Here is a 24762-nt window from a genome sequence, read left to right as displayed (position 1 = left end):
TACTGCGCTACAGGCCAGATATTTTCTATGCCCATAAAAAAAGCCGCAGTGCTGCGGCTTTTTCGTAATTCGATCTAAAGTCTAACCTTTCTCGACCTGGCTGAATTCCAGATCGACCGGTGTAGAGCGACCGAAAATAAGTACCGATACTTTTACGCGGCTCTTTTCGTAGTCGACTTCTTCTACTACACCGTTGAAATCGGCAAATGGGCCATCGATAACGCGTACCACTTCGCCTGGCTCGAACAGTGTTTTCGGCTTCGGCTTATCAACAGACTCTTCCAGACGGTTAAGAATGGCATCGGCTTCACGCTGAGAAATTGGCATAGGACGGTCTGAGGTACCGCCAATGAAACCTAATACGCGTGGCACGCTCTTTACCAAGTGCCATGAGTCTTCGTTCATTTCCATCTCAACCAGTACGTAGCCAGGGTAAAATTTACGCTCAGACTTACGCTTCTGGCCTGCACGCATCTCTACCACTTCTTCGGTCGGTACTAAAACCTGACCAAAGTAGTCTTCCATGCCGTGCATTTTGATGTATTCAAGCAGGGTCTTTTTAACGCGTGACTCGTACTGAGAATAAGCTTGTACAACGTACCAACGTTTCTTTGGTTTGTTTTCTTCTTCAGTCATGACTTATGCTCCAATACCAGTAATAAATCCAACTACCCAAACCAGAATCCCATCAAGGCCCCACAGAATAAGTGCAGCAATAACTGTCGCGGCAAGCACGATCAGGGTTGTTTGGTTCAATTCCTGACGCGATGGCCATACTACTTTGCGTACTTCCATGCGTGAATCTTTAGCAAATGTCAGAAATGCGCTGCCTTTTGCAGTGGTTGCAGCAATGAAGCCTGCAATCGCCACACCGGCTACGGCGCCAATGGCGCGATATAATACTGACAACTCACCATACACATAGTTAGCTGTAATCACTCCCGCCAGTAAGGCAAACACGATCAGCCACTTTAGTAAGTCCATTGGATTGGATGCATTTTCCGTTTTTTCGCTCATTTCACGACCCTAGCAATACGGCATATTTCAGTTACCCGCAGTGAAAAAATCACACGCGCAACCAGATTAATCTGGCAGGGGTGGAGGGATTTCCTCAGATACGTCCTGTATCTGACCGCAAGCGGCGCAAGAGCGGTACAAATCGTTCCCGACGATTTGTCAAACCCCGATGGCGGTTCTCACCCTCCACCGTTTTGCTCTCCGACTGCACTTTTGGAATCAATCCATCCCGCACATTACAACTTTAAAATTTGGCAGGGGTGGAGGGACTCGAACCCCCAACCATCGGTTTTGGAGACCGCTGTTCTACCAATTCGAACTACACCCCTATACTCTTCTTATTCGAAGAATAACAATCAGCTTATCGGCTGATTTTACTTACACACACCTTGTGAAGTTATGACGTCTTTTAGAGAAAAAGTGCGGCTTCGCAAGGGAGGGACGCGTATTATACTCAACACACTCGCAGATACAAGCGCTTTGTTTGCCCTTACAGGCATCCGCTCAGGCAGTAAAAATATGATGCTGTGTAGCCGTAAAATAATCACGGAACACCCGGTTAATCGCGGAGTTTTGACTGGCCCCTTTGATGCCGGTGTAAGGATAAATTGCCGTAATGGCCTGAGAAATATGCGCAACCGACATACTCGCCTCCCGATGGACTTTACTGACCAGTGGCTCAGTGAAATTCACATTGTCACTAACAACTTGTAAGCACTCTGTCGCCAGAGTTTCCACCATTTGATTGGCATAGGTAAGAGTTTCCTGCAATGTTTGCAATAAGCTGGAGGACACGAAATCACTGCTCAGTGATAGAAAATGCTCTGCCATACCAATGTAATTTACCCACAGGGTAAGGTCGGCAAATACACTAAAGTTAAGCTGGTAAATGGCCTGGGGCAAAAAGACTGTTTCATAATGGAAACCTTGACGCTCAGTTACGTCTACGTCCTGCACCTTAAAACTATTGGTAGCGGTTGCCACCAGCCCCATGGTATGCCAGTCGTCTGTCACGTCCACTTGTTCTGCCGGCACCACAAAGGAAGAAAATTTCGGCTGCCCCTGGTGATCATTGAGCACCTTACCATCATCCAGCAAGCGGGCATTTAGCGTAAAGTGGGTTAAGTAGGGAGCTCCCGTGGCATAACGCCACTGGCCATTCAGACGATAGCCTGATGCCGTTTTACTGGCATCACCAAATAAACCGCCGCTGCCACCAAGTATAACGCGATTACCTATAAATAGCTCAGCGGCAAACTTCGGTTTTAAGTTCCCAATAAAGTAATTAGCCCCTGCGCACAGAGTGACTGTCCAGCCCAGACTGCCGTCTGTTCTGGCTAATGATTGCAAGGTTCTGAGGCCGTCTAGCAGCTCTGCTTCTAGCCCACCGAAGTCCCGTGGCACCCACAAATTCCACAAATTGTGCCTTGCTATCCAGCTAAGTGTGGAGGCAGACAACTGGCGGTTTTCTTCGATTTCAGGTGGCGCTGATAAAGGCATAGAAGTGTAATTGTTCCGGCGATTTATTTTTCGCCAGTATAAAGGCTCAGGAGTAGATAAAGAAACATCCCTGTACTAAAAACCCCCGTATTCCCTGCACTAATAAAACATCCGTCATCCCCGCACTTAAAAACACCCGTCATCCCCGAATGCTTCTGGGCGGGGATCTCCTTACCTTTTATCGTAAAGTTTAAATGACCTTTGCGTAGAGGTTGTTTTAGGTTAGACGGCCTTTTAAGGAGATCCCGGATAAGTGCAAAGCACTTTCCGGGACGACGGGGTTGTTTACAAATACTTCGTCACCCCTGCACTAATAAAACCCCGTCATCCCCGGATTTTAAAACATCCGTCATCCCCGCACGCTCCTGAGCGGGGATCTCCTTGCCCATTATTGTGGCTTAACAGGGGTTACTTCATACCTTAATACCAGACGTTTATCCGTTATCGAGATAGCTCTCAACCAGTTCCAGTAACTGCCACAGCTGTGCTTTCACTTCCTCAAAGGAAGCAATGAGGTGCTCTGGGGATCCGCCTTTAGCGGCATCGGTTTCGATATTTTGCAAAGCGGCAGCAATCTGATGAGCCCCAATATCAGCACACATGCCTTTTAACGCGTGGGCAGACTTGCGAATCTCATCGAAGGCTTCTACTTTAAGGCCATCATCCAGCTCCTGGATTTTCATTGGCAGGCGTTGTACAAACAACCCACACACTTTTTTATACAGCGATTCTTTGCCCCGTAATCGTTTTAACGCAGCATTTTTATCCCAGGCAATAATATCACTGACATGCATTTCGGGGCTTTTCACTGCCTCCAGAGCCTGTTCCGCCTGTGTCTGTTCCGCATCATTATTGCTATATGCTTTGGTGATAAAGCTAATCACTGATTGTTGTACTTCGAAGAAGTTAAGCGGCTTGGTAATATAATCATCCATTCCACAAGCCATGCAATGTTCCCGCTCACCAGACATTGCATTGGCCGTCATGGCCACGATGGCCACATTAGTATGTAGTTCTCCTGCCATCCCTTCCCTGATGCGTTGGGTTGCATCGTAACCGGATAATACCGGCATCTGGCAATCCATCAGCACACAGTGACAAGGGGTATTCTGCTGTTCCAGACTTTTAAGCTTATCAATAGCCTGTAAGCCATTTGCCGCGGTATAGATAGTCAGTGAGAGATGCTCCAAAATGCCTACCGCAATAGCCAGATTGGTTTCGTTATCATCCACAATCAGCACGGATGCGCCTTTTATTTGTTTTAACGTCTGACTGTCTACCTCATCAGAATCTGGCACTGGCAATATGCGTTCACGCGCTGAGAGACGGTCGCCTTGCAGCGCCCTGACAATTTCATTTTCTGATACTGGTTTGTAAAGCTGGATGACCGGACCGGCACGATACTGAAACTTAAGCTCTTCACCCGGGGCGGTCATCAGCAGTATTGGCGGCAGTGTATCGTACTCACCACTTTCCAACGCATCCGAATAGGGGCTATCGAGCAGGCAGTCTTGCTCGGCAATAAGCGCATCCACTGCTTTTCGATTATATTGTACTCCGCTCTGACTGGCAGGCAGTGAATCAGCACCGTATACCTGAGCACCCAGGGTGGTACAAATGCGCTCGGCCCAGTGTTTGACATTCTTATTGCTGGCACACAAAGCTATACGTTTGTCCTTAAGCGGCAGCTGAGTTTCCGGTGTGTCTTCAATGGCTTTATCAGCCTTAACCACTACCGTAAACTCACTGCCTTTGCCCTCGGTGGAAGTAAAGTGAATATTGCCGCCCAGCAAAATAGCCAGTTGGCGGCTGATAGAAAGTCCCAGTCCGGTACCACCGTAGTGGATGGCAATCGTCGACTTAGCCTGGGTAAATGCCTCAAATAATTTCGCCTGATTCTGCTCAGAAATACCAATACCGGTATCGGTAATGCTCACATAGAGCTGCAAATCTCCACTTTCGCAGGTTTCGTCCCAGGCCCTAACCCAAATATACCCCTTGTGAGTAAACTTACAGGCATTGTTGATCAGGTTATTGAGAATTTGCGTGAAGCGGTTCTTATCCATGGTTACCTGACTGTGCGAGATACCGCTTACGTCAATAAAAAACTCCAGGCCTTTTTCATAAGCTTTTACAGCCATGGATTTACACAGGGTTTCAACCAAATCCCGCGGCGCAAAGGTTTGCGGTACCAAATCCAGCTTGCCGGCCTCTATTTTAGACAGATCAAGAATATCGTTAATCAATACGCCCAATGCATTGGCACTGGGCTTAAGGCTAGTAGCAGAGGGCATCGAAAGCGAAGAGCACAGCAAAGAACTTATGGCTATGGGATGCGAAGAAGGCCAGGGCTATCTGTATTGCAAACCAGTGCAGGTAAAAGCGTTCAAAGACTATGTGGTAAAGAAAGTGCTGGCACCGAAAAACTGAACTTATCTTGCACGTAGATATCATACAAATCATACTGCAAAGCTCACGATTTCATCATTCAGGAACAAGTAAAGTAAAAGGACGTTTATGCTTCGATACAGCAAATTGATAGCTGCCATTTTCATTTCAGCCACCCTTACAGGTTGCAACAGTGACTCCGATACGACTCTGGAAGAGCTGAATAAACATCGGCAAATTTGGGAAAGCCACAACATCTCAGACTACGAAATGCAATTTACCCATACCTGTAATTGCCTGGATGAAGTAACGGCACCTCGAATAGCGCTTATTGAAAATAATGAGGTGGTTTCGCAGGTTGCAACCCGTTTTGGGCCATCCATATCCATTGGCACTGAAGGTTATGGTGTGGATAGCAACAACAATAAAGCGTTAAGGCCAGAGCTGGTATCGGTCTGGACAGTAGATGAATTATTCGACCTGATCGCGTTAGAAGAAAGCCGCGCTGATTTTCTGGAAGTTGAGTACACCGAAGGGCTCGGTTACCCCACCCTCATAAGGGTCGACCGCAATGAACAAGTTGCAGATGACGAATATACGATTACGGTAGACGTTGTCATTCCGGCAGATCAGTTAAGCTGTGCTGCGTGGGTAGTAGACGACTCACTGAAGCTAACCATTGTCGATGAAGATACATACGACCCTATTGGCTGTGGAACAACGGTAACCGTATCAGATGAAGCAGGCTTCACTGAGACGTTTGTTAATGACGCCCCTTCATGTGAAGACGATGAGAAAATTGCCATGCTAGGCGACCGCAACGGTTTCTATCATCTGACCATTGAAAAAGCAGGTTACGACACGTTAGTTATCGAAGACTTTGGCATCGGCAGAGGCATGTGTGGCACCAGAACACGGGATCAATATTTTACGTTGAGCCCACAATAGGGCTTTATAACTCTAAGCCCAATAGTTTTATCCCCGTTCAAAACGGGGATAACGCCAAAACACCGCCCTCACTAGCGAAAATAACAGTAAATGACGACTTTGTTTTTGGCCTTTTAATGTGACAATAAGTACCTGTCAGAGACGCCCGATTTAAATAGCCTGCGTTCAAATACCAGCCCGAGTATCCCCATAATAAACAGTACAACACCGCCCATCCCGAACAAGCCATTAACCGGGCGGGTTACCACTACCGGCTCCTGAAAACGATAGAAACGGTTACCGCCTGATACCGGGGTAAGAAATTTTCTACCAGCATATGCAGGCAGTAAAAGAATATCTACGCTTTCACGAGCAATCATCTCCCGTTGCTTTTGTTCAAAGGCGTCACGACTATCTTCTGTTAACCTTCGCCACGCAACAAAAACATCTTCGGGCTCACCAGCTAGTACTACCCCTTCCGACATGTACTCATACATGGTTTCGGGGAATACGCTTTTAGAAAAATTGACATACAGACAGCCACACCCGACGGCTATTAAAGCGATACAGGTAATGACATAACGTTTTAACTGATTCATTCCGCTTCGTTTACACTGTTGGTAGTACTGCTCAATCTGCGTGATTTGCAACAACTTTGCATCGAGCCCCTCAGCCATTAATGGCTGCAATAGTTGCCCCGTCGTCATATCAAATGCAGTCAGAATACCCGCAAAAATATCTTTAGACGGCAACGCTTTGTCATTCTCCAGTTTCGACAGATAAGACTGCTCTATACCTATTTTATCTGCCAGTTCCGGCTGGCTGAGTTCAAACTCCTGCCGTAATTGCTTAATGCGATGTCCTAATGTCATAAACGGATCCCTTGGTTAACAATTCGCATATAGTCTTAGCTAGTCTTTCAGGAATAACGAGTGGAATAAAGCGGAATATCACTGAATATAATAACTTTTGCCGGAAGTTAGATTGGGTCAGCCAGCCTGTTCAGGAGATCCCGGATAACAGCTTCGCTCTTTCCGGGACGACGATGTTGATTACAAATACCCCGTCATCCCGAAGTTCAAAATATCCGTCATCCCCGCACTACAAGAAAACCGTCATCCCCGCATGCTTTTGGGCGGGGATCTCCTTGCCTGTTATCGTTGGCTTTAAATGACCTTCGCGGAAGGGTTGTTTTGGATGAGGCAGACTTTTCAGGAGGTCCCGGATAAGTGCAAAGCACTTTCCGGGACGACGGTGTTGATTACAAATACTCCGTCATCCCTGCACTAATAAAACACCCTTCATCCCCGCACTAAAAAACAACTGTCATCCCCGCATGCTCCTGAGCGGGGACCCCCTTGCCTGTTATCGTAGTGTCTAATCAACCTTTGCAGAAAGGTAGTTTTGGGTGAGCCAGCCTGTTCAGGAGATCCCGGATAAGTGCTGTGCACTTTCCGGGACGACGATGTTGATTACAAATATCCGTCATCCCCGCAGGCTTTTGAGCGGGGATCTCCTTGCCTGTTATCGTAGTGTCTAATCGACCTTCGCAGAAAGGTAGTTGTGGGTGAGCCAGCCTGTAAAGGAGATCCCGGATAAGTGCTGTGCACTTTCCGGGACGACGGTGTCGATTTTACGGGACGGGAGGTTTCCTGGGTCTCATTCGATTATAAAACCTTTTCAGGGGTCCCGGATATGCGCTGCGCGCATTCCGGGACAGGGGATTTCTAAGGTCTGAATAAGCACGCCAGCGTGCTTATTCAAGACCGAGAAATCCACCTGTCTGGTGAGCCCATAACTTGGCGTAAATGCCGCCTTTTTCCAGTAGTTCCTGGTGAGTGCCCTGCTCTACTATTTCGCCATTGTCGAGCACCAGTAGGCGGTCCATTTGTGCAATGGTGGATAAACGGTGGGCGATGGCCAGTACCGTTTTATTTTCCATTACCTTATTCAGGCATTCCTGAATCGCCGACTCCACTTCAGAATCCAACGCTGAAGTCGCTTCATCGAGAATAAGCACCGGTGCATCTTTAAGTAGCACACGGGCAATCGCAATGCGCTGACGCTGGCCACCAGACAACTTTACACCACGTTCGCCAACCTGCGCATCAAACCCTGTGCGGCCATCTTTATCGGATAGTTGCTGGATAAATTCATAGGCTTCGGCTTGTTCTGCGGCTTTGATCATGGCGGCATCATCGGCATCGTTACGGCCGTAGATAATGTTATCCCGCACTGAGCGGTGCATAAGTGAGGTATCCTGGGTCACCATGCTAATTTGTGCCCGTAACGACTCCTGATCGACCCGGCTGATATCCTGCCCATCGATCAGTATTTGCCCATCAGTGGTATCGTAAAAGCGCAATAGTAAATTCACCAAAGTTGACTTACCCGCGCCGGAACGCCCTACCAAACCAACTTTCTCACCCGGTTTAATATTTAAGTCGAGGTTTTTAAATACCGGCACCGGCTGGTCATTGGCTCCGGGATAGCTGAAGCTCATATTCTTAAAGTGAATTTGCCCGCCACTCACGTTTAGCGCCGGGGCTTTGTCTACATTTTTCACTGCAATGGGTTGGGCCAGTGTATTAATCCCGTCCTGTACGGTACCCAGGTTTTCAAATAATGACGCCACTTCCCACATCACCCAGTGCGACATGCCGTTTAAACGTAAACATAAACTCACTGCCAGCGCGATTTCACCAGGCGTGACGAGTTGCTGTAACCATAAATATACCGACAACGCGCCGACACTAAAGATCAGTAATGCATTACTCAGCTCCACGCAGAACTCAAGGATCGTCACCAGGCGCATTTGCGGATACACGGTATGCAGGAATTTATCCATGCTCTCCTGAGCATAACTGGCTTCGCGCTGGCTGTGAGAGAACAGTTTTACCGTGGAAATATTAGTGTAACTATCTACAATTCTGCCGGTCATCAACGAGCGCGCATCGGCCTGATATTGTGACACTTGCTTTAACTTGGGGACCAGTACCCGCAAAATGCCGATGTACACGCCAAGCCACACCACCAGCGGTAACGCCAGACGCCAGTCTGCGGTAAAAATCAGTACCACCATGGAAATAAAGTAAACGCCGATATACACCATTAAATCGAGCAGTTTCATTACCGTTTCGCGCACCGACAGGGCGGTTTGCATTACCTTGGTGGCTACCCGGCCGGCAAATTCGTTGTGGAAAAACGATAAGCTCTGACCAAGCAGATAACGGTGGGCCTGCCAGCGAATTCGCATGGGATAGTTCCCCAAAAGCGACTGGCGGGAAAACAATGAGCGTAACAATATAAAGCCCGGTATGAGCACTAATACCACGATGCCCATCAGGATAAGCGTGCTGCTCTCCTGCTCAACAAAGGTGGCGCGATCTCTTTCGGCAAACCAGTCCACCAGCTTGCCCATAAAACCAAATAATGTCACTTCGAGTATCGCTACAATAGCGCTGAGCAATGAAACCGTAAGCAATACCGCCCACATTCCCTTGGTATAATGCTTACAAAAAGCCACCATACCGGTTGGTGGCTGGGTTGGAGTTTCGGCTGGAAATGGGTTGGTTAATCGCTCAAAAAAAGAAAACATCAGGCCTTTTGCTTATTATCAGGTGTCGCTGAACCCCAGTTTGCTGAGGATAGCTTCCACATTGTCGTGGTGTTTGGCTTGCCATTCATCCAGAGTCATACTGCTGTCTTTGTCGGCGCGTTTTTTAGCTATATCAAAGGCTTCGGCAGCAGAGGCTTGTGGAACGACGGCAATACCTTCTTCGTCAGCGACAATGATATCACCGGGATGTACTGTCACACCACCACAGTTGATCGGTTGGTTGAGTGGGTCAACGCATTTCTTCGCACCGGGTTTAGGGATCACGCCGCGGGCAAACACCGGAAAGCCCATCTCACGCACTTCGGCTAAATCCCTGATCACACCATCTACCACAAAGCCGGCTATGCCTCGGCGTTGGGCAATCGCGCACACGTTACCTCCGGATACCGCAAACTGATCGTCAGCTTCCACCACAATGATATCCCCCGGGTTTGCCCGGTAAATAGCCGCATGTAACATCAGGTGATCGCCTGGCTGGCATTTAACGGTAAACGCAGGGCCCGAAATTTTAGGCGCAGGTTGCCACAGTGAATGGATGGCATAATCCATAAATTGCTCCCGCGGCAGTGCATCGGCATATTCGCATGTTGAGACAGATGAAAATTCGATGGTCATTACGTTCTCCCTGATAACATAACAGATTAAAGGATCACCACTATAACAACCCTGCTCCGATTGAGGAGTAGATAGCGTGTATTTTCATTATCACTGCCTGTGTTATCTTGGCCCCAAACAGACGATTAACCAACCAGCCCATGACTCTGCCTGATTACCACTTGTTGGCCGCGCTGCTTTATTCAGCCTTATTACTACTTTGTACCGGCTCAACAAAAGCCGCTATCCGTTTCGGTATACCAGTGGCGGCCGTGTGGTTATCGTTAAGTTTTGCTGGAAGCTTGCTTTTTGCCGTGCAGGCGACGGCCTATATCGGCCTTACTTATTTGCTGCATCAACAACGCCTGTCAGGCCGGTGGCCGAAGATAATAGCCTGGGTCCTGTGGGGCGTTTTTAGCGTTGGATTGCTCACTCACCTGCTGCCGGGTTACCAGGGGTTTCTTTTAACCGATAACACCCAGGTAAAAGCCAATAGCCTGGCGGCCAGCGTTTACCTGAATACCGACAAGGTGCTGATCGCCTGGGCGTTATTACAGTGGATACCGGTATGGCAAAAAAATGTTCACACCGCCCCGCACGTGGCAGCATGGGTCAGGCTAACACTACCATTGCTGGCAATTCCGTTAATCATGCTATTGGCTGTTCAGCTTGGCTTACTGCAATGGCAACCGGGGTTTTCCGGATTGCTGGCAATCATCATCTTATCTAACCTGCTTAATACCTGTTTTACCGAAGAGTTACTGTTTCGCGGGGGGCTGCAAAATTTCCTGCACAAAAAATTGGGGATGTTTGGCGGGCTGGCGATTGCCAGTGGCCTGTTTGGCCTCGCTCACATTGCCGGTGGCGGTTGGTATATGCTGCTGGCCACATTAGCCGGATTGCTGTACGGCCTGGTTTATCTGCTCACCGGCCGGTTACTGTGGGCGGTACTTTGTCACTGGGGACTCAATACCACCCACCTGTTGCTGTTTACCTGGCCTGTGGTGCAGGCCTGATAGCCATCCCTGCTTATTAAGGGCGAACAGCGGTAACTTCAATTTCTACCAGGTAATTAGGGTTGGCCAGGCCTGCCACCTGAAAAGCCGAGCGGGAAGGCAGATTAGGCTGCTCTTCGGTACCGAAAAATTGTTTATAGCCACGCATAAAACCAGCGAAGTCCATTTTACCTTCCATCGCCGGATCGCCGACTAAAAACACCTGCATTTTCATTACATCCCCCATGGTCAGATCCAGGCTTTTCAGGTTTTCCTCAATGCGGTTCAGCACACTGACGGTTTGCATTTCAGTATCACCATAGGCTTCCATACTGCCCTTTGGCGCATCAGGATTACTGACCCCGGGCACTGACCCGCTTAAAAACACAATGGTGCTGGTAGCCGGTACTTCCGAAGCGCGCAGGATGGGGAAGTCAGACCCAATCAGGCCGTGGCGAATAACCGTTTCTTTGGCCGGCGAAGTGGCATCGGCATCATTACATCCGGTAGTGGCAAATACTGCACTTAGCAGCAGTGGAGCAAGGAATAATTTTTTCATGTTGTGTTCCTGTATTCTGGTTAGTGTTTATCGTTGTGCAATGGTTTTAACGTCGTCGGCGTCGACTACGTCGGTAAAGTGATTACCAAAATGGCTGCGGGTGTAATTCACCACTTCGGCAATTTGTTCATCAGACAGATATTGTTTGAGCGGCGGCATACCGCCCATGCCGTTGCTGACCATATAAATCACATAAGCACCGGCAGCCAGCTTGGGGTTTTTGGCTAATGCCGGATACTTCCCGGCACCTTGTGCGCCTTCGGCATTAGTCATATGACAGCCCTGGCAAATGGCATGATAAAGGGCTTCGCCGGTGACTTCCTCGAAGTTAGCGCCTTCGGAAAACCCGGCATCATCAGTAGCATATAAGCAAGTGCTTACAAACAATAAAAACACTGATATTAATAATTTTATAGTTTTATTCATGAGTGTATCCTCAAATTATTAAGCCATCGTACTCAGGGCTTTCTGGTGAAGTCGTTTAATTGCGTCGTGGGCCGAAGAGATAGCGCCCTCCTGCCAGGCTGGTAAATTAGAAGCGTGCTCTCCTGCCAGCACCAGGCGGCCGTCAACCTGACAAAGATTCTCGTAATGCTCTGCGCGCTTTTCTTCCGTCCACAGGCCATAGCAGCCCTGGGTCCATGGCACACGGTGCCAACCCACGGAGATACCGTTATCAAATTCCTCGGCATACTGCGGATGAATTTGCTTGCCATATTCCACCGCTTTCTTTACTCGTTCCTTAGGTGACAGGGAAGTAAATTCAAAAGCATTAGCGCCCCACACATAGGCCCCCAGCAGTACGCCTTTGCCCTTGTCGCAGAATTTGGTGCTGGGGTAACTGATATTGGTGATCGGCAGGTTGGTGTAGCTCACGCCACCGTAAATGGCTTCATCCTGTTCCCAGAAACGGCGCTTAAATTCCAGGCCCACTTTTACTGAGGCGGCATAGGGTAAAGAGCGAATAGCGGCCTGCATACCGCTGCTGGTCTGCACCGGAATCTGGCTAAGGATGGATAAAGGAATGGTACACACACACCAGTCTGCCTGGGCGGTTTTTGCTACGCCCTGTTGTTCGTAATTTACCGTTACACCGGTGTCGCTCTGAGCAATTTTGGTGACTTTGGCATTGTATTCAATCAGCTCGCCCACGCGCTTCTCAAACGCTTTGGCGATATTGTCCATGCCGCCAACGGGCTGAAAAATACTGCTTTGAAACTCAATATCCTGACCGTTAACGATGTATTTCCATAACTCAGATTGTATTAGGGTGCTTTGATCAAAAGGCTCACTGGGTTCTGGCTTCGGTGATAACCCGCCGCCCGGGGGAATGGCAAAGCCACGACGCAAACTGACTTCATGGGATTTTTTATAATCCCCCTTAGCATCCAGAGCCCCCCAGTGGCGCAACGATTCAAAAAGCTTTTCCCGATCCTCATGGGTCAACGCTTCATCCAACGCATTTTGATTTAATGCTTTCCCAAGCAGTTCAGCGGCATAGCCCTGATAGTCGGCCTGTACTTCACGATACCGCTGTGGTTTCCCCCCAAACGCCTTAGTAGAATGCACCAGGGCGTTGTAATTAACCTGGACAAAAGGCTCTATGGCGATATTGAACTCATTGATGTATGACATCACATGATGATGGTGATAGGGCACTCGCCATGGCCCCGGGTTAATATAATTACCCTCGGCAAACTGGCATTGTTGGGTCTCGCCGCCTAGTTCGGTATAGGTATCGCCGCCACGCAGCGTCCAGCAGCGCCCACCGGCACGGCCATTAAATTCGAGTACTTTTACCTTGTAGCCTGCTTTCCTTAGCTCGTAAGCCGATGTCATTCCGGCCAGTCCCGCCCCCAGCACCAACACCGTGGCGCCTTTTTTTGCCCCGCCCAGATTTAACTTATCCGGGTGTGATGACTCTGCCGCAAAGCCCAAGGACGTCATGGCCTGATACATTGCACCTGCGCCCGCTGTTTTACCTATCCAGCCCAGCAATGCCCGACGGCTCATAGTGTGATGATTCAACGAAAAAACCCCTAAAAACTAATGGATGCGCATACGGATGCACCGCCGGTGCCAGCTTGTTCACAGACAGGGTTAAACTTATAAAATATACGATTAACTACTAATAGTAGACGATTGTGTGAACTTTACGCACAAATCGGGTACAAATAACTCAATGGTTAACCTTTGATGGCCCAATACGATGCAAAGTAATGCACCTATTATGAGCATGGTTATTCATTTGGCCGGTGGGAGTCGCTTCATATTTTTTACACGGATTCACACATAAGAGGTAGAACCGCTGCGGTCATTGGTTAAGCTATGGCCGCTTAAACCTAACTCTTCTCATCAAAAAAGACTTAACATGATGTTAACTAAATTACGGTTACTTTTCTGTTGCTTGATCAGTTGTTGTTCAGGCAACCTTTGAAAGCGCGACAGTGAAAGATTGTTTCCGCGGTCTGTTCAGCAGCTATTATGTAGCGAAACATGGAAAAACACCCTTGCCAGTAAAAAGCCAAATTTTAAAAAAGAGGCCTTCAAATGGGCGTTTCCCGAACAAAATACAACCACATCAAACAATCCGTGGATTGCTATGATTTTATCTATGAAGTAGTTGGGTTGACCGTCGAAGGCTATTACCTCGCGGCTAAAGAGCCCCAGACCGCCTTACGGTAATCATATGTAATCGCAGCGGCAATGCCGGATTTGGTTATATGATGTTTGCCAAAAAGTTACTGCTTCAGGCAAAACTTGCCCTGGGCCATGTATGTAGGTAGTGGCAGTCAGTATCGCGGCGCAAGCGCACGTCTTACTAGTAATAACGGGGCCGATGAATTCGGTGGCGCTGATGTACAGGATGTAACTGCACTGGTCGATGTAGCGGCCGATATTCCTATGGCAGACACCAGTAATATTGCACTGGTAGGCTGGAGTCGCGGCGCGATGCAATCATACCTTGCGGCCAGAGAGCTGGATAATGTGCAGGCGATTGTCGGCATTGCCGGCGTTGCCGATCTGGAAAAGGAGCTTAACTGGCGCCTGATGATGGAAAAAGTGTGCCGCGGCCGCATTCCCGACTACGACAACAGTAAATCAGCCGCCCTCGCTGCTCGCTCGGTAATAAACTGGCTGGACGAACTGCCCGATGCACCGGTGTTACTGCTCCATGGCAGCGAAGACAAGCGGGTCAACCCGGAGCAATCCCGTTTACTGGCTGCCGCCTTGGACAACGTGGGGCACAAAAACAAACTGGTTATCTATGAAGGCGACAATCATGGCCTGGTTAAAAACCGTCAGACCATGCAGCAGGAAGTGATTGCCTGGCTCGATGAATATATGAAGTAACATTAATTATGTTCGGCGGTCAGTGCTTTGAGGGCTGCGATCGCCCGCTCAGCATCGGCCTGCGGGACAAAAATATGATCATGATAAAAAGCGGCTATTACGTTTGAGCTAATCCCCTGCTCGGTAAGTGCCTTAGACATTGCCGCAGTTAACCCGACCGCCTCCAGGCTGGAGTGGATTTCGCAGGTAATGCAATTAAACACCGTCTCATAGGCAAAGCCTTCGGCGTCGGCCACCGACTGTAACAATACCAGGGTCACGCCCTCTTTTTCGCGGAACATTACCTTAGGGTCGAGTCTCACAAACACTTCCGGGTCCAGCACCAGGATGCTGACAAATACCCAGGATTCTGGCTGTAGTACCGGATTAAGCCCACCAAGCAGCGTATCTAAATCTGTTTCCCCTGTCATAACTTCCCCTTACAGTTTAAACGCTCTAACCCGTTTACCTTTGATTTTACCTTCCCGAAATAGCTTTAATGCGCGCTTCACGCTGCGCCGCTTAACTGCCACAAAACTCTCGTTGGCCTGCACTTTAATTTTACCAATGTCCTCGCCCGGTACATCGGCATCTTTAGTGAGCGCGCCCAGAATATCACCGGGTCGCAATTTCGCTTTCTTACCTTCGTTGAGATTCAGACAGACAAACTCCGGCTCAATAATCCGATTGGCATGAAAACGCAGACTCTGTGCGCCTTTCTTTTTTAAATCCTGTTTAGTGTGAATTTCAATCGCCGCCAGCGCCGCACCTTCACTCTCACTCATCAGCGTAAAAGCCATACCCGGCTGCTGGGCCCGGCCAGCGCGACCGATGCGGTGAATATGCGCATCCGGGTTTTCGCTGACTTCATAATTCACCACACAATCCACACCCGCGATATCCAAACCACGGGCAGCCACATCAGTAGCCACCAGCACATTCAAGCAGTCACTGGCAAAGCGCATCAGCACCCGGTTACGGTCTACCTGCTCCATATCACCCTGAATTGCCGCCACCACAAAGCCTTCCTGGGCCAGCATATCGGCAACTTCCTGGGTGGTTCGTTTGGTTCGGCAGAACACCATGGCGCTGTTGGGTTGTTCAGTGGTAAGTAACGCTTTTAAGGCATTAAACCGCTGACCATCTTCCACCGTGTATACCAGCTCACTCACGTTAGCACGCTGCTCAGAATCCACTTTAATCGATTCCGGGTCGCGTAAATAGGCCTGCGCCAAAGCAGTAGTTGCCTCGGTAAAGGTGGCTGAAAAGAACAAGGTTTGAACCGGCCCGCGTAAGCCGGCAAAAATCACCGCGAGGTCGTCGGTAAAGCCCATATCCAACATGCGGTCGGCTTCATCGAATACGCGCACTTTTAAATGCTTAAGCGTGATGCGTTTTTTCTGGACATGGTCCATAACCCGCCCTGGAGTGCCTACAATGATGTGGCATCCATGTCGTAGCGAGTTAATTTGTGGCCCCATTGGCTGACCACCACACAGCGTCAGCACCTTAGCATTTGGCATATCCTTGGCCAGCACACGACACTGCTCTGCCACCTGCTCAGCTAACTCCCGGGTGGGGCACAGCACGATAGCCTGCATGGCGTTTTTGTTGAAGTTGAGTTGCTGCAAGCAACCTACTGCAAAGGCCAGGGTTTTCCCCGATCCCGTCTGTGCCTGGGCTAACACATCCCGTCCGGCCAGAATGGCCGGCATACTCGCCTGCTGCACAGGACGAGGTGCAGTATAACCCGCACGAGCAATTGCCGATATTAATTCAGGGCGCAGATTGTAGTCGCTAAACAGTTCACTCATAAATAAATTAAGCCAGTTTCCAGTTAAGGGTTTGTCCGGCAAAAAACGGCACCATTTCAGTACCATCGGCCAGGGTAACCAGTTCAGGCACCTGCCAGCTTTCCTTTACCAGTGTAATAGTGCCTTTGTTGCGTGGTAGTCCGTAGAAATCCGGTCCGTTATTACTGGCAAAATCTTCGAACTTGTCTATAGCACCCAGTTGCTCAAACACTTCAGCATAGAGTTCAATGGCACTCCATGCGCTGTAGCACCCCGCACAGCCACAAGCATTTTCTTTACGGTGCTTGGCATGGGGCGCTGAATCGGTGCCTAAAAAGAATTTTTTCGAACCTGCCGCAACCACCTCTCGCAGTCGTGCCTGGTGAGTATTACGTTTTAATACCGGTAAACAGTAGTTGTGCGGGCGAACTCCGCCCACCAGCAAATCATTACGATTGAGTAATAAGTGTTGTGGGGTAATGGTCGCGCCAACGTTATCACCGTGGGCCAGTACAAAATCGGCCGCATCGGCCGTGGTGATATGCTCAAAGACCACTTTCAGCGCCGGAAAATCCTTAACAATCTTCACCATGTACTCGTCGATAAACACTTTTTCACGGTCGAAGATATCCACATGGGATTCGGTAACTTCACCATGCACCAGCAGCAAAACACCTTCTTTCTGCATTTGCTCAAACACCGGATACAGCGCGTTAATGCCCTTTACCGCCGCATCAGAGTTGGTGGTTGCACCAGCAGGATAGAGTTTACACGCCGTAACCCCGGCCGCTTTGGCTTCGGTAATATCTGCAGGGGTAGTTTCGTTTGTCAGGTACAGCGTCATTAACGGCTCAAACTGACTTCCTTCAGGGCGTGCTGCCAGGATCCGCTCTTTGTAAGCCATAGCGAGCGATGCATTCGTTACCGGCGGCACCAGGTTGGGCATTACAATTGCGCGAGCAAAACAACGGGCCGTTGCCGGCACGGTTTCAGCTAACATTTCATTATCGCGAAAGTGAAGATGCCAGTCATCTGGCTGACGAATAGTGATACTTTGCATGGTCTGATGCCCCCGGAAACTCAGCTAAAGAAAATCCGGCGCAGTATAGCAAGATAATCAGCGAAGTACCTTAAACACTTCCCGATTAGTTAATCCTGGAGTACGTTGCAGTGGTTTCTGCGCTTAATCACTTCCATTTGAATCAACACGGCGCCCCGCATTATCACGCTGGCACCATTTAGTACCAACAACGGCCATGCCTGGTTAAGCGGCATGGTCAGCCCGAAAAGTAATGTGCTGATATCTTTCACCAAAATACTTCTGAACAACCCAAACGATAGCGCGCCGATTTGCTTGTATTTATACAGTAGTAACCATTGGTGATAGGTTCCTTGTATCAATATAAGGGTCACGACGAGCATTAAGCCGTTGGCGCCAAGTTGAGCAAATACAGGAAAAGGCCTGAACGTTATCGATGCAAAGCCTGCAACAAGAGCAACTGTTGCAGCCAATAGCGTTAGCGCTGTTACTTTGTTATGACGCTCCTGCCAGATATGCCACAAAATAAACAGTGTAAGCAGCAGAGCACCGCATCGTGTCCAAACCAGATAATGGTTAAATGGCTCAACTGAAATGCCAAAAATAAAATTGGCATAAAAGGCAAAAAAACTGGACCCGAATTGGTTAAGCGATAAGCTTTGGGTGCCTGAGCCGTTTTGTTTGCGATGCCGGTATATATTGCTAATTTGCGCCCATAACCCTAGCCAGGTAAGAATAAATAATAGTGCGCTTATGGCTCCCAGGATGTGATACAACATGGAGGTTTCGTTTGGCTTTTTAAAACGCCAATTGTACCACGCCCCTATAGATTCGGATATCAGGCTCTATAATATGGAGCTCTTCGCCGGAAGCTCCCCTCATTTAATCTGCAAAGCTCGCCAGCGCATTTCCAGCACTGTAATGGCAAAGACATATAACCCAATAATCACCAGTGAAACAGCCAGGAAGCGATCTTCCGGGAACAGATACCATACTGCCACTATCAGTACCGTTCGCATTACACCACGCACAATGCCTATCCAGTGCTGAATGATCCAGGAAATGGGTAACCACATAAGCCCTGTTAAGACACCAATAGTCAGTGGTAACGAGGTGTAATCAACCAAAAAAAACGGTATTGCAATGGCGTAAACCAGCACAGCCATTCCAACAGATAACATAAACAAGTTATCAAACGTGTTTTTGGGGCGGCTTTTGTCCAGAAAATTTTCACCGGTAAATTTAGAAACTAAAAGCCCCAAATAGACAATTGAACCGGTTGCTGCGAAAGTTAGCAGGCTAAGCGCTACCGGCTCCAGGAACAGCGAACCAACAGCCACCACACACCAGGCTATAAGGCTGGCTATCGGGGTAGCAATTAAGCGGCGGTTCGCAAAATCCATGCGCTGCTGTTCAAGGCTTTGTTTATTAGTCATTTTTATTCCTCATTAGCGTGTTCGCTTACGATTGCGTTGAATACACAAATTAAGATAAACGTTTTCATCGCTAAGGTAACTGTTTAATTTGTAATTAATTTTAACCAAAACAGCCGGAGAGTATTTTAAAGATTGAGCGCGCAGTAAACGAACAACGTTACAACGCATTGCATGACAATCTGACAGGTTTAGCAAACCGCAAGTACTTACACGAGACGCTGGAAGCAAAGCAAAAAGAAGGTAAACCATTTAGTTTACTGCTTATCGATCTCGACAGGTTTAAACAAATTAATGATGCGCTTGGTCATTATTATGGTGACTTTGTCCTGGTAGAGGTCGGCAAACGATTTAAAGCTACACTCCCACCAGGCGCAACCATCTACCGACTTGGTGGTGATGAGTTTTCCATTGTAATTCCTCTTATGCCGCCAACTCAGCTTCAGCATTTTGTACTGGCTATGCACCAATCGTTAGAGCAGCACTTTGAAATAGACAACTACGAGCTAAGTGTGGGCGCAAGTATCGGTATAAGCCACTTTCCACAAAATAGTCGCGATAAAAATCACCTGATATTAATGGCCGACCTCGCCATGTATGCAGCGAAAAACAAGGGTGAACTGTACAAGACCTATGAACCGTCGTTGGAATCTGACGCCGCGCAGAGAGTTGAGATTTCGGCACGTCTCAAACACGCTCTCGATGAAGAAGAGTTTGAGCTTTGGTATCAGCCAATCATTGATTTACAAACCAACGAGATACATGGAGCAGAGGCCCTTATCCGTTGGCCTCAGCCCGATGGCAGCTTCATCTCACCAGAAAAATTCATTGCCATTGCGGAGCAAAGCTCACTTATCAATCGAATCACCGACTGGTTTTTTACTCAGGTCACAAAAGATATATAAGCGATTAAACAATGCGGATTTGATTTGTGCGTTCATATTAATTTATCGGTTCGTGATTTACAGTCAGATTTGATTGTGCCTAACGTTCGCAAAATCCTTGATGAACATTCTCTGTCACAGCATCAGCTTATGCTCGAAGTAACCGAGAGTGCAATGATGACCAATATCGATCAGGTATGCCACACCATGTCACGTATTTCAGAAGCAGGATTGGTGTTTAGCATTGACGATTTCGGTACCGGCTTTTCTTCTTTAGCAATATTGCGTGATTTACCCATTGGGCAAATTAAGATTGACCGCTCATTTGTCAGTCAGATGGCTCAGTCAAACTCCGACTTTGCCATAGTGGAGTCAACCGCCTTTCTTGTCCATAAGCTGAACTGCTCTGTGGTGGCTGAAGGGGTAGAAGATGAACAAACCGCTGCAAAGTTAAAAGCGTTAGGCTGCGATTATGCGCAGGGTTACTTTTATTCCAAACCGGTAAAATTCGAGAGCTTTAAAGAGTACATTAACCAACACACTGAAATGCAGGCTAAACAAGCTTTTCAGGAGATACCGGCACAAAGACCGGTATGACGGAATAAACCCGTCATCCCCGCGTGCTCTTGGCGGGGATCTCTTTGCATGATATTGTTGATTGAGCATTGCTTAGTATGGCAAAAACTACTTTCATGAGAGTACCGTCCTATACAGTGTTTCGTAGCTCCCGCCTTAAAATTTTGCCAACCGCTGATTTTGGCAATTCATCTAAAATCGTAATTTTCTTTGGGACTTTATATGCTGTCAGGTTTTCCCGGCAATATGCTAATAGCGTCTCAGAAGTTACCTCTCCAGAGGTCGTTACATAAGCCAGCACTTCTTCGCCTGTTTTTACTGACGGTCCGCCTACTACCGCGGTTTCCATCACATTTGCGTGAGAACTCAGCACGCCTTCAATTTCATTGGGGTAAACATTAAAACCAGACACCAAAATCATGTCTTTCAATCGATCGACGATTTTATAGTTGCCATTGGCTTGTTGAAGCGCAATATCACCAGTTTTAAAAAATCCATCGTGTGTAAATGCATTCGCAGTGGCCTGACGGTTTTGCCAGTATCCCATCATTACTTGCGGCCCCCGAACCAGCAACTCACCCGCCTCTCCTTGTTTAACCGGCTCGCCTTTGCCATCACGGATAGCAACCTCAGTATCCTTCACCGGAACGCCTATGGCACCAATTTCTTCCTGGCCGGGTATATTGAATAGCGCAACCGGGCTCGTTTCAGTCAGGCCATAACCTTCTGTAATGGACGAGCCCGTGACTTTGGTCCATAAATTGGCCACATCAGCTACAAGTGTTGTGCCGCCGGAAATAGTCATCTTAAGATGACTAAAATCGAGTTCTCTGAATTGTTCATGAGCCATAAGGCCCAAGAACAATGTATTTATACCCGACATCCCTGTAAAAGAATGCTCTTTGAGCTGATTGACAAACCCATCAATGTCTCTGGGATTAGGGATTAACACGTTGCAAGCCCCAATACCTAACAAATACAAGAGGTTAACGGTAAACGCATAGATATGATAAAGCGGCAACGGGCAAACGAAAAGTTCCTGCCCTTCAGTACACACAGGGCTTAGCCTATGCCGGATTTGCTCAATGTTACTCAACAGATTTAAGTGCGTCAGGCAAGCACCTTTCGCGGCTCCTGTTGTTCCTCCAGTATATTGCAACATCGCAATATCATTACCAGTTTGCCCTGTTCGGGTGGCTAGCAGGCCTGATGGAGTGGATTTGAGCACATCGTATAACCGGTAACAATCTTTCTGTGGTTCAGGCTCCTTAATTAAATCAACCGGGTCCACTGCAACGACGTCTGAAAGTAAGGTGTCGTCAAGGATTTGCGACAACGCGCCAAGTAAAGGCGAAAGAATAAACAAAGCCTTTGCACCAGAGTCTTTGAACTGATGTTTCATTTCCCGTGGTGTGTAGAGAGGATTAGTGTTTACTACTACCATACCGGCCCTGAGTATCCCCATAGCAATGATCGGATACTGATTTATGTTTGGTAACTGAATAGCTATTCGATCGCCAGAATTAAATCTGGCCTGCAGCCAAACTGCTACATGCCGACTTAATCTTTCAAGTTCAGTAAACGTTAATCGGTGGCCTGCACATTGAAAGGCGACTTTGTCAGCATATCGATCCATCGCTGATTCAACGAAGTCGCCGAGTGTTTCTATTTTATTCATATCGATTTACCACTCATTTCTATATTTACTGAAAATTGTAATAGGCGCGCAGTGACCAGGTTGCAGGAGCCGCGACGAACCCATAGATAGTGTCGGCTCCGAAAGTTCCGGAAAGCGGACTATTACCCGAATAGGTAACAAATTTTTCATCGGTGATATTTCTGCCTAACAGCTCTATTCCCCAATCATTAAACTCAATAGCGATATTCACATCCACACGACCGATGGCGTCTTGTTCGAACACAGGGTCGAGGTTCTGGTGGGTATTTTGTTTCGAGGAATAGTTATAGTTCAGATTGATATGCAGCACCGAGTCTGCCGTTATATCGGTGTAGTAATCTAAATTGGTATTAGCACTAAACTCAGGGACGTACTGTCCGGTTAAACCATTGTAACTGCACAGCCCGGTCTCTTCGTTGTAACGGGCCGCCATATCCGGGTTGTCAGTATCAAACTGCTGTCGGTAATAGCAATTACCCTCTTCGTAATTGGTAAATTCATGATCCAGGTAAGCACCTGAGTAAGAGAATGTCAGGTCTTCGGTTATCGCAAAGGAACCTTCAATTTCTATCCCTTGCATTTCGGCATCGGCATTACCCACCACAAAGCCAAGGGTGCCATCAAACTGACTGACCTGCAGGCCTTTATAGTCGGTAGCAAAAGCAGTGACATTAAGTTTCGCCCGCCTGTTCCAGAAAGTACTCTTCATACCCAGCTCAAAAGCCGTAGCCTGCTCATCTTCAAATTCAAATGAGCTGACTGTATTGGCACGCGCATCAAACCCTCCGGCCTTTGAACCTTTTGACCAGCTCGCATACAGCATCACATCGTCATTCAGGTAATGCTGAATATTGATACTGGGATCAAATGCGGTTTCCGTTCTTTCGCCAGTTAAGTAGTGGCCACTGGTTTGTTCGCTTTCGATAGCAAATAAGCCGTTGAGCACCAGCGGTGAAACTGGGTTAGTGGTAGGCAGACCGGTGCTGGTGTCGTTCGCATTAATCGTGCGAAAGCCTTCTTTTTCTTCTCTGGACAAACGAGCTCCTAGCGTTACCTGCGTCGCATCGGTGACTTTATAGGTCAGCTGTGCAAACGCTGACAAGGCATCGGTATCCTGGGTGAAGTCACGTCTGGCACTAATGCCCGATAAGGCTTCACCTTGCACAGCACTGCCAGTAAGCGCGAATACCGCGGTAGGAAGCACGCCAAGATCGGTTTGCCCAATCTCGGCGGTGGGCAGCACAATGGCGTCAGAAAACACCAGTTCGCTGGTTTGGTAAAATACACCAGCTTGCCAGAAGAACCGGTTGGCAGAATCCGAGGCAACTCTGAACTCCTGACTAAACTGCTTATAATCTTCATCCATTGGCACAGTAAAAATATTGGCCCCGAGGTAGTCGCAATCACAGATATCCTGAAAATCGTACTGCAATGATGAGGTTCTGGATTCGAACTCCAGCTCCCCCAACATCCCTTTTACTTCAAAGGTCAGGTTCTGCGAACTATTGAAACTGCTGTCGCCATTACTGACCCGCGAATAGTCGTGGTTGGTCTCAGGCAGCGCATTGGGTAAACCAAACCCCACGGCCAGGGTTGCCCCAAATGGATTGCCAGGATTGCCTTCATCCTGCAGGATTTCAATCTGGCGGCCTACGGTTTCAAAATCGTTTTTCTCGTACTTGAAGTGCAGGCTCCAGTCGTTGTTAACGTTGTAGAGTAGCTTTGCCCTTATCGTCTGGTCCTTGCGGTTTGGCTCAGAACGGTTGAGGGTAACGTTGTCAATGTAGCCATCTTCCTCGTAATGTCTCACCGACAAACGGCCATACAGGTTATCACCCCAAAGCGCCCCGTTAATTACCCCTTGATATTCCCTGATCCCAAACTCCCCTACCTGAGCAAACAATCGGGCGCTGGTGTATTCCTCTACCGAAGCAGTGGTAAAATTGAGCGCTCCACCAATGGCATTTTTACCAAACAAAATACTTTGAGGGCCGCGCAACACCTCCGCTCTTTCCATATCAAAAAATGGCGCCCGGCTGAGTTGTTGGCGAGCATAAGAAACGCCGTCCACAAACTGAACAACGGACTGCTCAAACCCCTGATTGTTACCAGAACCAATACCACGGATGAATAACTGAGTACTGAGCCCCGATTCTGCGAGATTAAGGTTTGGCACATACAATTGCAGATCTTCGATTTTATCAATGGATGCACGCTCCAATTGAGCAGCGCCGAAGGCCTGCACAGAAATGGGCACGTCCTGAATATTTTGCACCCTGCGTTGTGAAGTGACTTCGATTAACTCAACCTGAGGCGTGTCACTAGCCTCCACATTTCGGGCGGCCTCATTCGACGGGTTTTCCTGAGACAAAGCACTCACTGATACTCCATACAGAGCTATCGATATTACTGTTGCTAAACGGCATA

Annotated in this window: 20 protein-coding genes, 1 tRNA gene and 1 pseudogene; 4 read left to right on the top strand and 18 right to left on the bottom strand. The window is 48.2% G+C overall.

The window, feature by feature from the left end:
- Positions 1-81: 81 nt before the first annotated feature.
- From nusG to D9T21_RS04940, 5 genes are all read right to left on the bottom strand, one after another.
- Positions 82-636, bottom strand: coding sequence for a transcription termination/antitermination protein NusG (gene nusG / locus D9T21_RS04960; RefSeq protein WP_105935321.1), 555 nt, complete (start codon positions 634-636; stop codon positions 82-84).
- A 3-nt stretch (positions 637-639) separates the two neighbouring features.
- Positions 640-1017 (bottom strand): preprotein translocase subunit SecE, encoded by a 378-nt coding sequence (gene secE / locus D9T21_RS04955; protein WP_105935322.1) that lies wholly within the window; start codon positions 1015-1017, stop codon positions 640-642.
- Positions 1018-1269: 252 nt separating this feature from the next.
- Positions 1270-1346: transfer RNA gene (locus D9T21_RS04950), tRNA-Trp, on the bottom strand.
- A 175-nt stretch (positions 1347-1521) separates the two neighbouring features.
- Complete coding sequence (locus D9T21_RS04945) at positions 1522-2517, bottom strand: acyl-CoA dehydrogenase family protein (RefSeq protein ID WP_123323993.1); 996 nt, start codon at positions 2515-2517, stop codon at positions 1522-1524.
- Between the two features lie 434 nt (positions 2518-2951).
- Positions 2952-4811 (bottom strand): ATP-binding protein, encoded by a 1860-nt coding sequence (locus D9T21_RS04940; RefSeq protein ID WP_123323992.1) that lies wholly within the window; start codon positions 4809-4811, stop codon positions 2952-2954.
- Positions 4812-5034: 223 nt separating this feature from the next.
- Here D9T21_RS04940 and D9T21_RS04930 point away from each other — a divergent pair, with 223 nt between their 5' ends.
- Positions 5035-5853, top strand: coding sequence for a DUF6174 domain-containing protein (locus D9T21_RS04930; protein WP_123323991.1), 819 nt, complete (start codon positions 5035-5037; stop codon positions 5851-5853).
- A 113-nt stretch (positions 5854-5966) separates the two neighbouring features.
- On the opposite strand, the gene D9T21_RS04925 is transcribed toward D9T21_RS04930, so the two are convergent.
- The 3 genes from D9T21_RS04925 to D9T21_RS04915 all read right to left on the bottom strand — a co-directional run bounded on the left by D9T21_RS04925 (position 5967) and on the right by D9T21_RS04915 (position 10066).
- A complete protein-coding gene (locus tag D9T21_RS04925) occupies positions 5967-6704 on the bottom strand; it encodes a helix-turn-helix domain-containing protein (RefSeq protein WP_123323990.1) in 738 nt (245 codons plus the stop codon).
- A gap of 884 nt (positions 6705-7588) precedes the next feature.
- A complete protein-coding gene (locus D9T21_RS04920) occupies positions 7589-9430 on the bottom strand; it encodes an ABC transporter ATP-binding protein (protein WP_123323989.1) in 1842 nt (613 codons plus the stop codon).
- Positions 9431-9448: 18 nt separating this feature from the next.
- The gene (locus tag D9T21_RS04915) at positions 9449-10066 is read right to left on the bottom strand and encodes an RraA family protein (RefSeq protein WP_123323988.1); all 618 of its coding nucleotides are present in this window, start codon (positions 10064-10066) and stop codon (positions 9449-9451) included.
- Positions 10067-10173: 107 nt separating this feature from the next.
- Between D9T21_RS04915 and D9T21_RS04910 the strand changes: the two genes are divergently transcribed.
- A complete protein-coding gene (locus tag D9T21_RS04910; RefSeq protein WP_164464578.1) occupies positions 10174-11061 on the top strand; it encodes a CPBP family intramembrane glutamic endopeptidase in 888 nt (295 codons plus the stop codon).
- A gap of 16 nt (positions 11062-11077) precedes the next feature.
- On the opposite strand, the gene D9T21_RS04905 is transcribed toward D9T21_RS04910, so the two are convergent.
- From D9T21_RS04905 to D9T21_RS04895, 3 genes are read right to left on the bottom strand one after another with little or no spacing between them, the layout of a single operon-like run.
- Positions 11078-11599, bottom strand: coding sequence for a RidA family protein (locus D9T21_RS04905; RefSeq protein WP_123323986.1), 522 nt, complete (start codon positions 11597-11599; stop codon positions 11078-11080).
- Positions 11600-11626: 27 nt separating this feature from the next.
- Positions 11627-12025, bottom strand: a complete 399-nt coding sequence (locus tag D9T21_RS04900; protein WP_123323985.1) for a c-type cytochrome — start codon at positions 12023-12025, stop codon at positions 11627-11629.
- Between the two features lie 18 nt (positions 12026-12043).
- Complete coding sequence (locus tag D9T21_RS04895; RefSeq protein WP_206427232.1) at positions 12044-13627, bottom strand: flavin monoamine oxidase family protein; 1584 nt, start codon at positions 13625-13627, stop codon at positions 12044-12046.
- A 732-nt stretch (positions 13628-14359) separates the two neighbouring features.
- On the opposite strand from D9T21_RS04895, the gene D9T21_RS04890 reads away from it, so the two are divergent.
- A complete protein-coding gene (locus D9T21_RS04890; protein WP_164464577.1) occupies positions 14360-14953 on the top strand; it encodes an alpha/beta hydrolase family protein in 594 nt (197 codons plus the stop codon).
- 2 nt (positions 14954-14955) lie between these two features.
- Here the strand turns inward: D9T21_RS04890 and D9T21_RS04885 are convergent, their stop codons facing one another.
- The 5 genes from D9T21_RS04885 to D9T21_RS04865 all read right to left on the bottom strand — a co-directional run bounded on the left by D9T21_RS04885 (position 14956) and on the right by D9T21_RS04865 (position 19200).
- Positions 14956-15363 (bottom strand): ACT domain-containing protein, encoded by a 408-nt coding sequence (locus tag D9T21_RS04885; protein WP_123323983.1) that lies wholly within the window; start codon positions 15361-15363, stop codon positions 14956-14958.
- Between the two features lie 9 nt (positions 15364-15372).
- Complete coding sequence (gene dbpA, locus D9T21_RS04880; RefSeq protein ID WP_123323982.1) at positions 15373-16746, bottom strand: ATP-dependent RNA helicase DbpA; 1374 nt, start codon at positions 16744-16746, stop codon at positions 15373-15375.
- A gap of 7 nt (positions 16747-16753) precedes the next feature.
- Positions 16754-17785: a dihydroorotase gene (gene pyrC / locus D9T21_RS04875; RefSeq protein ID WP_123323981.1), complete on the bottom strand. Its 1032-nt coding sequence runs from the start codon at positions 17783-17785 to the stop codon at positions 16754-16756.
- An 89-nt stretch (positions 17786-17874) separates the two neighbouring features.
- Positions 17875-18543 carry a hypothetical protein gene (locus D9T21_RS04870; protein ID WP_123323980.1) on the bottom strand — a complete coding sequence of 223 codons (669 nt, stop codon included), beginning with the start codon at positions 18541-18543 and terminating at the stop codon, positions 17875-17877.
- Positions 18544-18642: 99 nt separating this feature from the next.
- Positions 18643-19200 (bottom strand): DUF7010 family protein, encoded by a 558-nt coding sequence (locus D9T21_RS04865; protein ID WP_123323979.1) that lies wholly within the window; start codon positions 19198-19200, stop codon positions 18643-18645.
- 167 nt (positions 19201-19367) lie between these two features.
- Between D9T21_RS04865 and D9T21_RS22920 the strand changes: the two are divergent.
- Positions 19368-20678: pseudogene (locus D9T21_RS22920) on the top strand (putative bifunctional diguanylate cyclase/phosphodiesterase).
- A 109-nt stretch (positions 20679-20787) separates the two neighbouring features.
- Here the strand turns inward: D9T21_RS22920 and D9T21_RS04850 are convergent.
- Positions 20788-22335 carry an AMP-binding protein gene (locus tag D9T21_RS04850; RefSeq protein ID WP_123323976.1) on the bottom strand — a complete coding sequence of 516 codons (1548 nt, stop codon included), beginning with the start codon at positions 22333-22335 and terminating at the stop codon, positions 20788-20790.
- 25 nt (positions 22336-22360) lie between these two features.
- Positions 22361-24715, bottom strand: coding sequence for a TonB-dependent receptor (locus D9T21_RS04845; protein ID WP_164464575.1), 2355 nt, complete (start codon positions 24713-24715; stop codon positions 22361-22363).
- Positions 24716-24762 lie beyond the last annotated feature (47 nt).

Origin of the sequence: Marisediminitalea oceani, assembly GCF_003731635.1 — a bacterium.
Classification (GTDB): domain Bacteria; phylum Pseudomonadota; class Gammaproteobacteria; order Enterobacterales; family Alteromonadaceae; genus Alteromonas; species Alteromonas oceani.
This window is presented reverse-complemented; position numbering and strand designations above follow the sequence as displayed.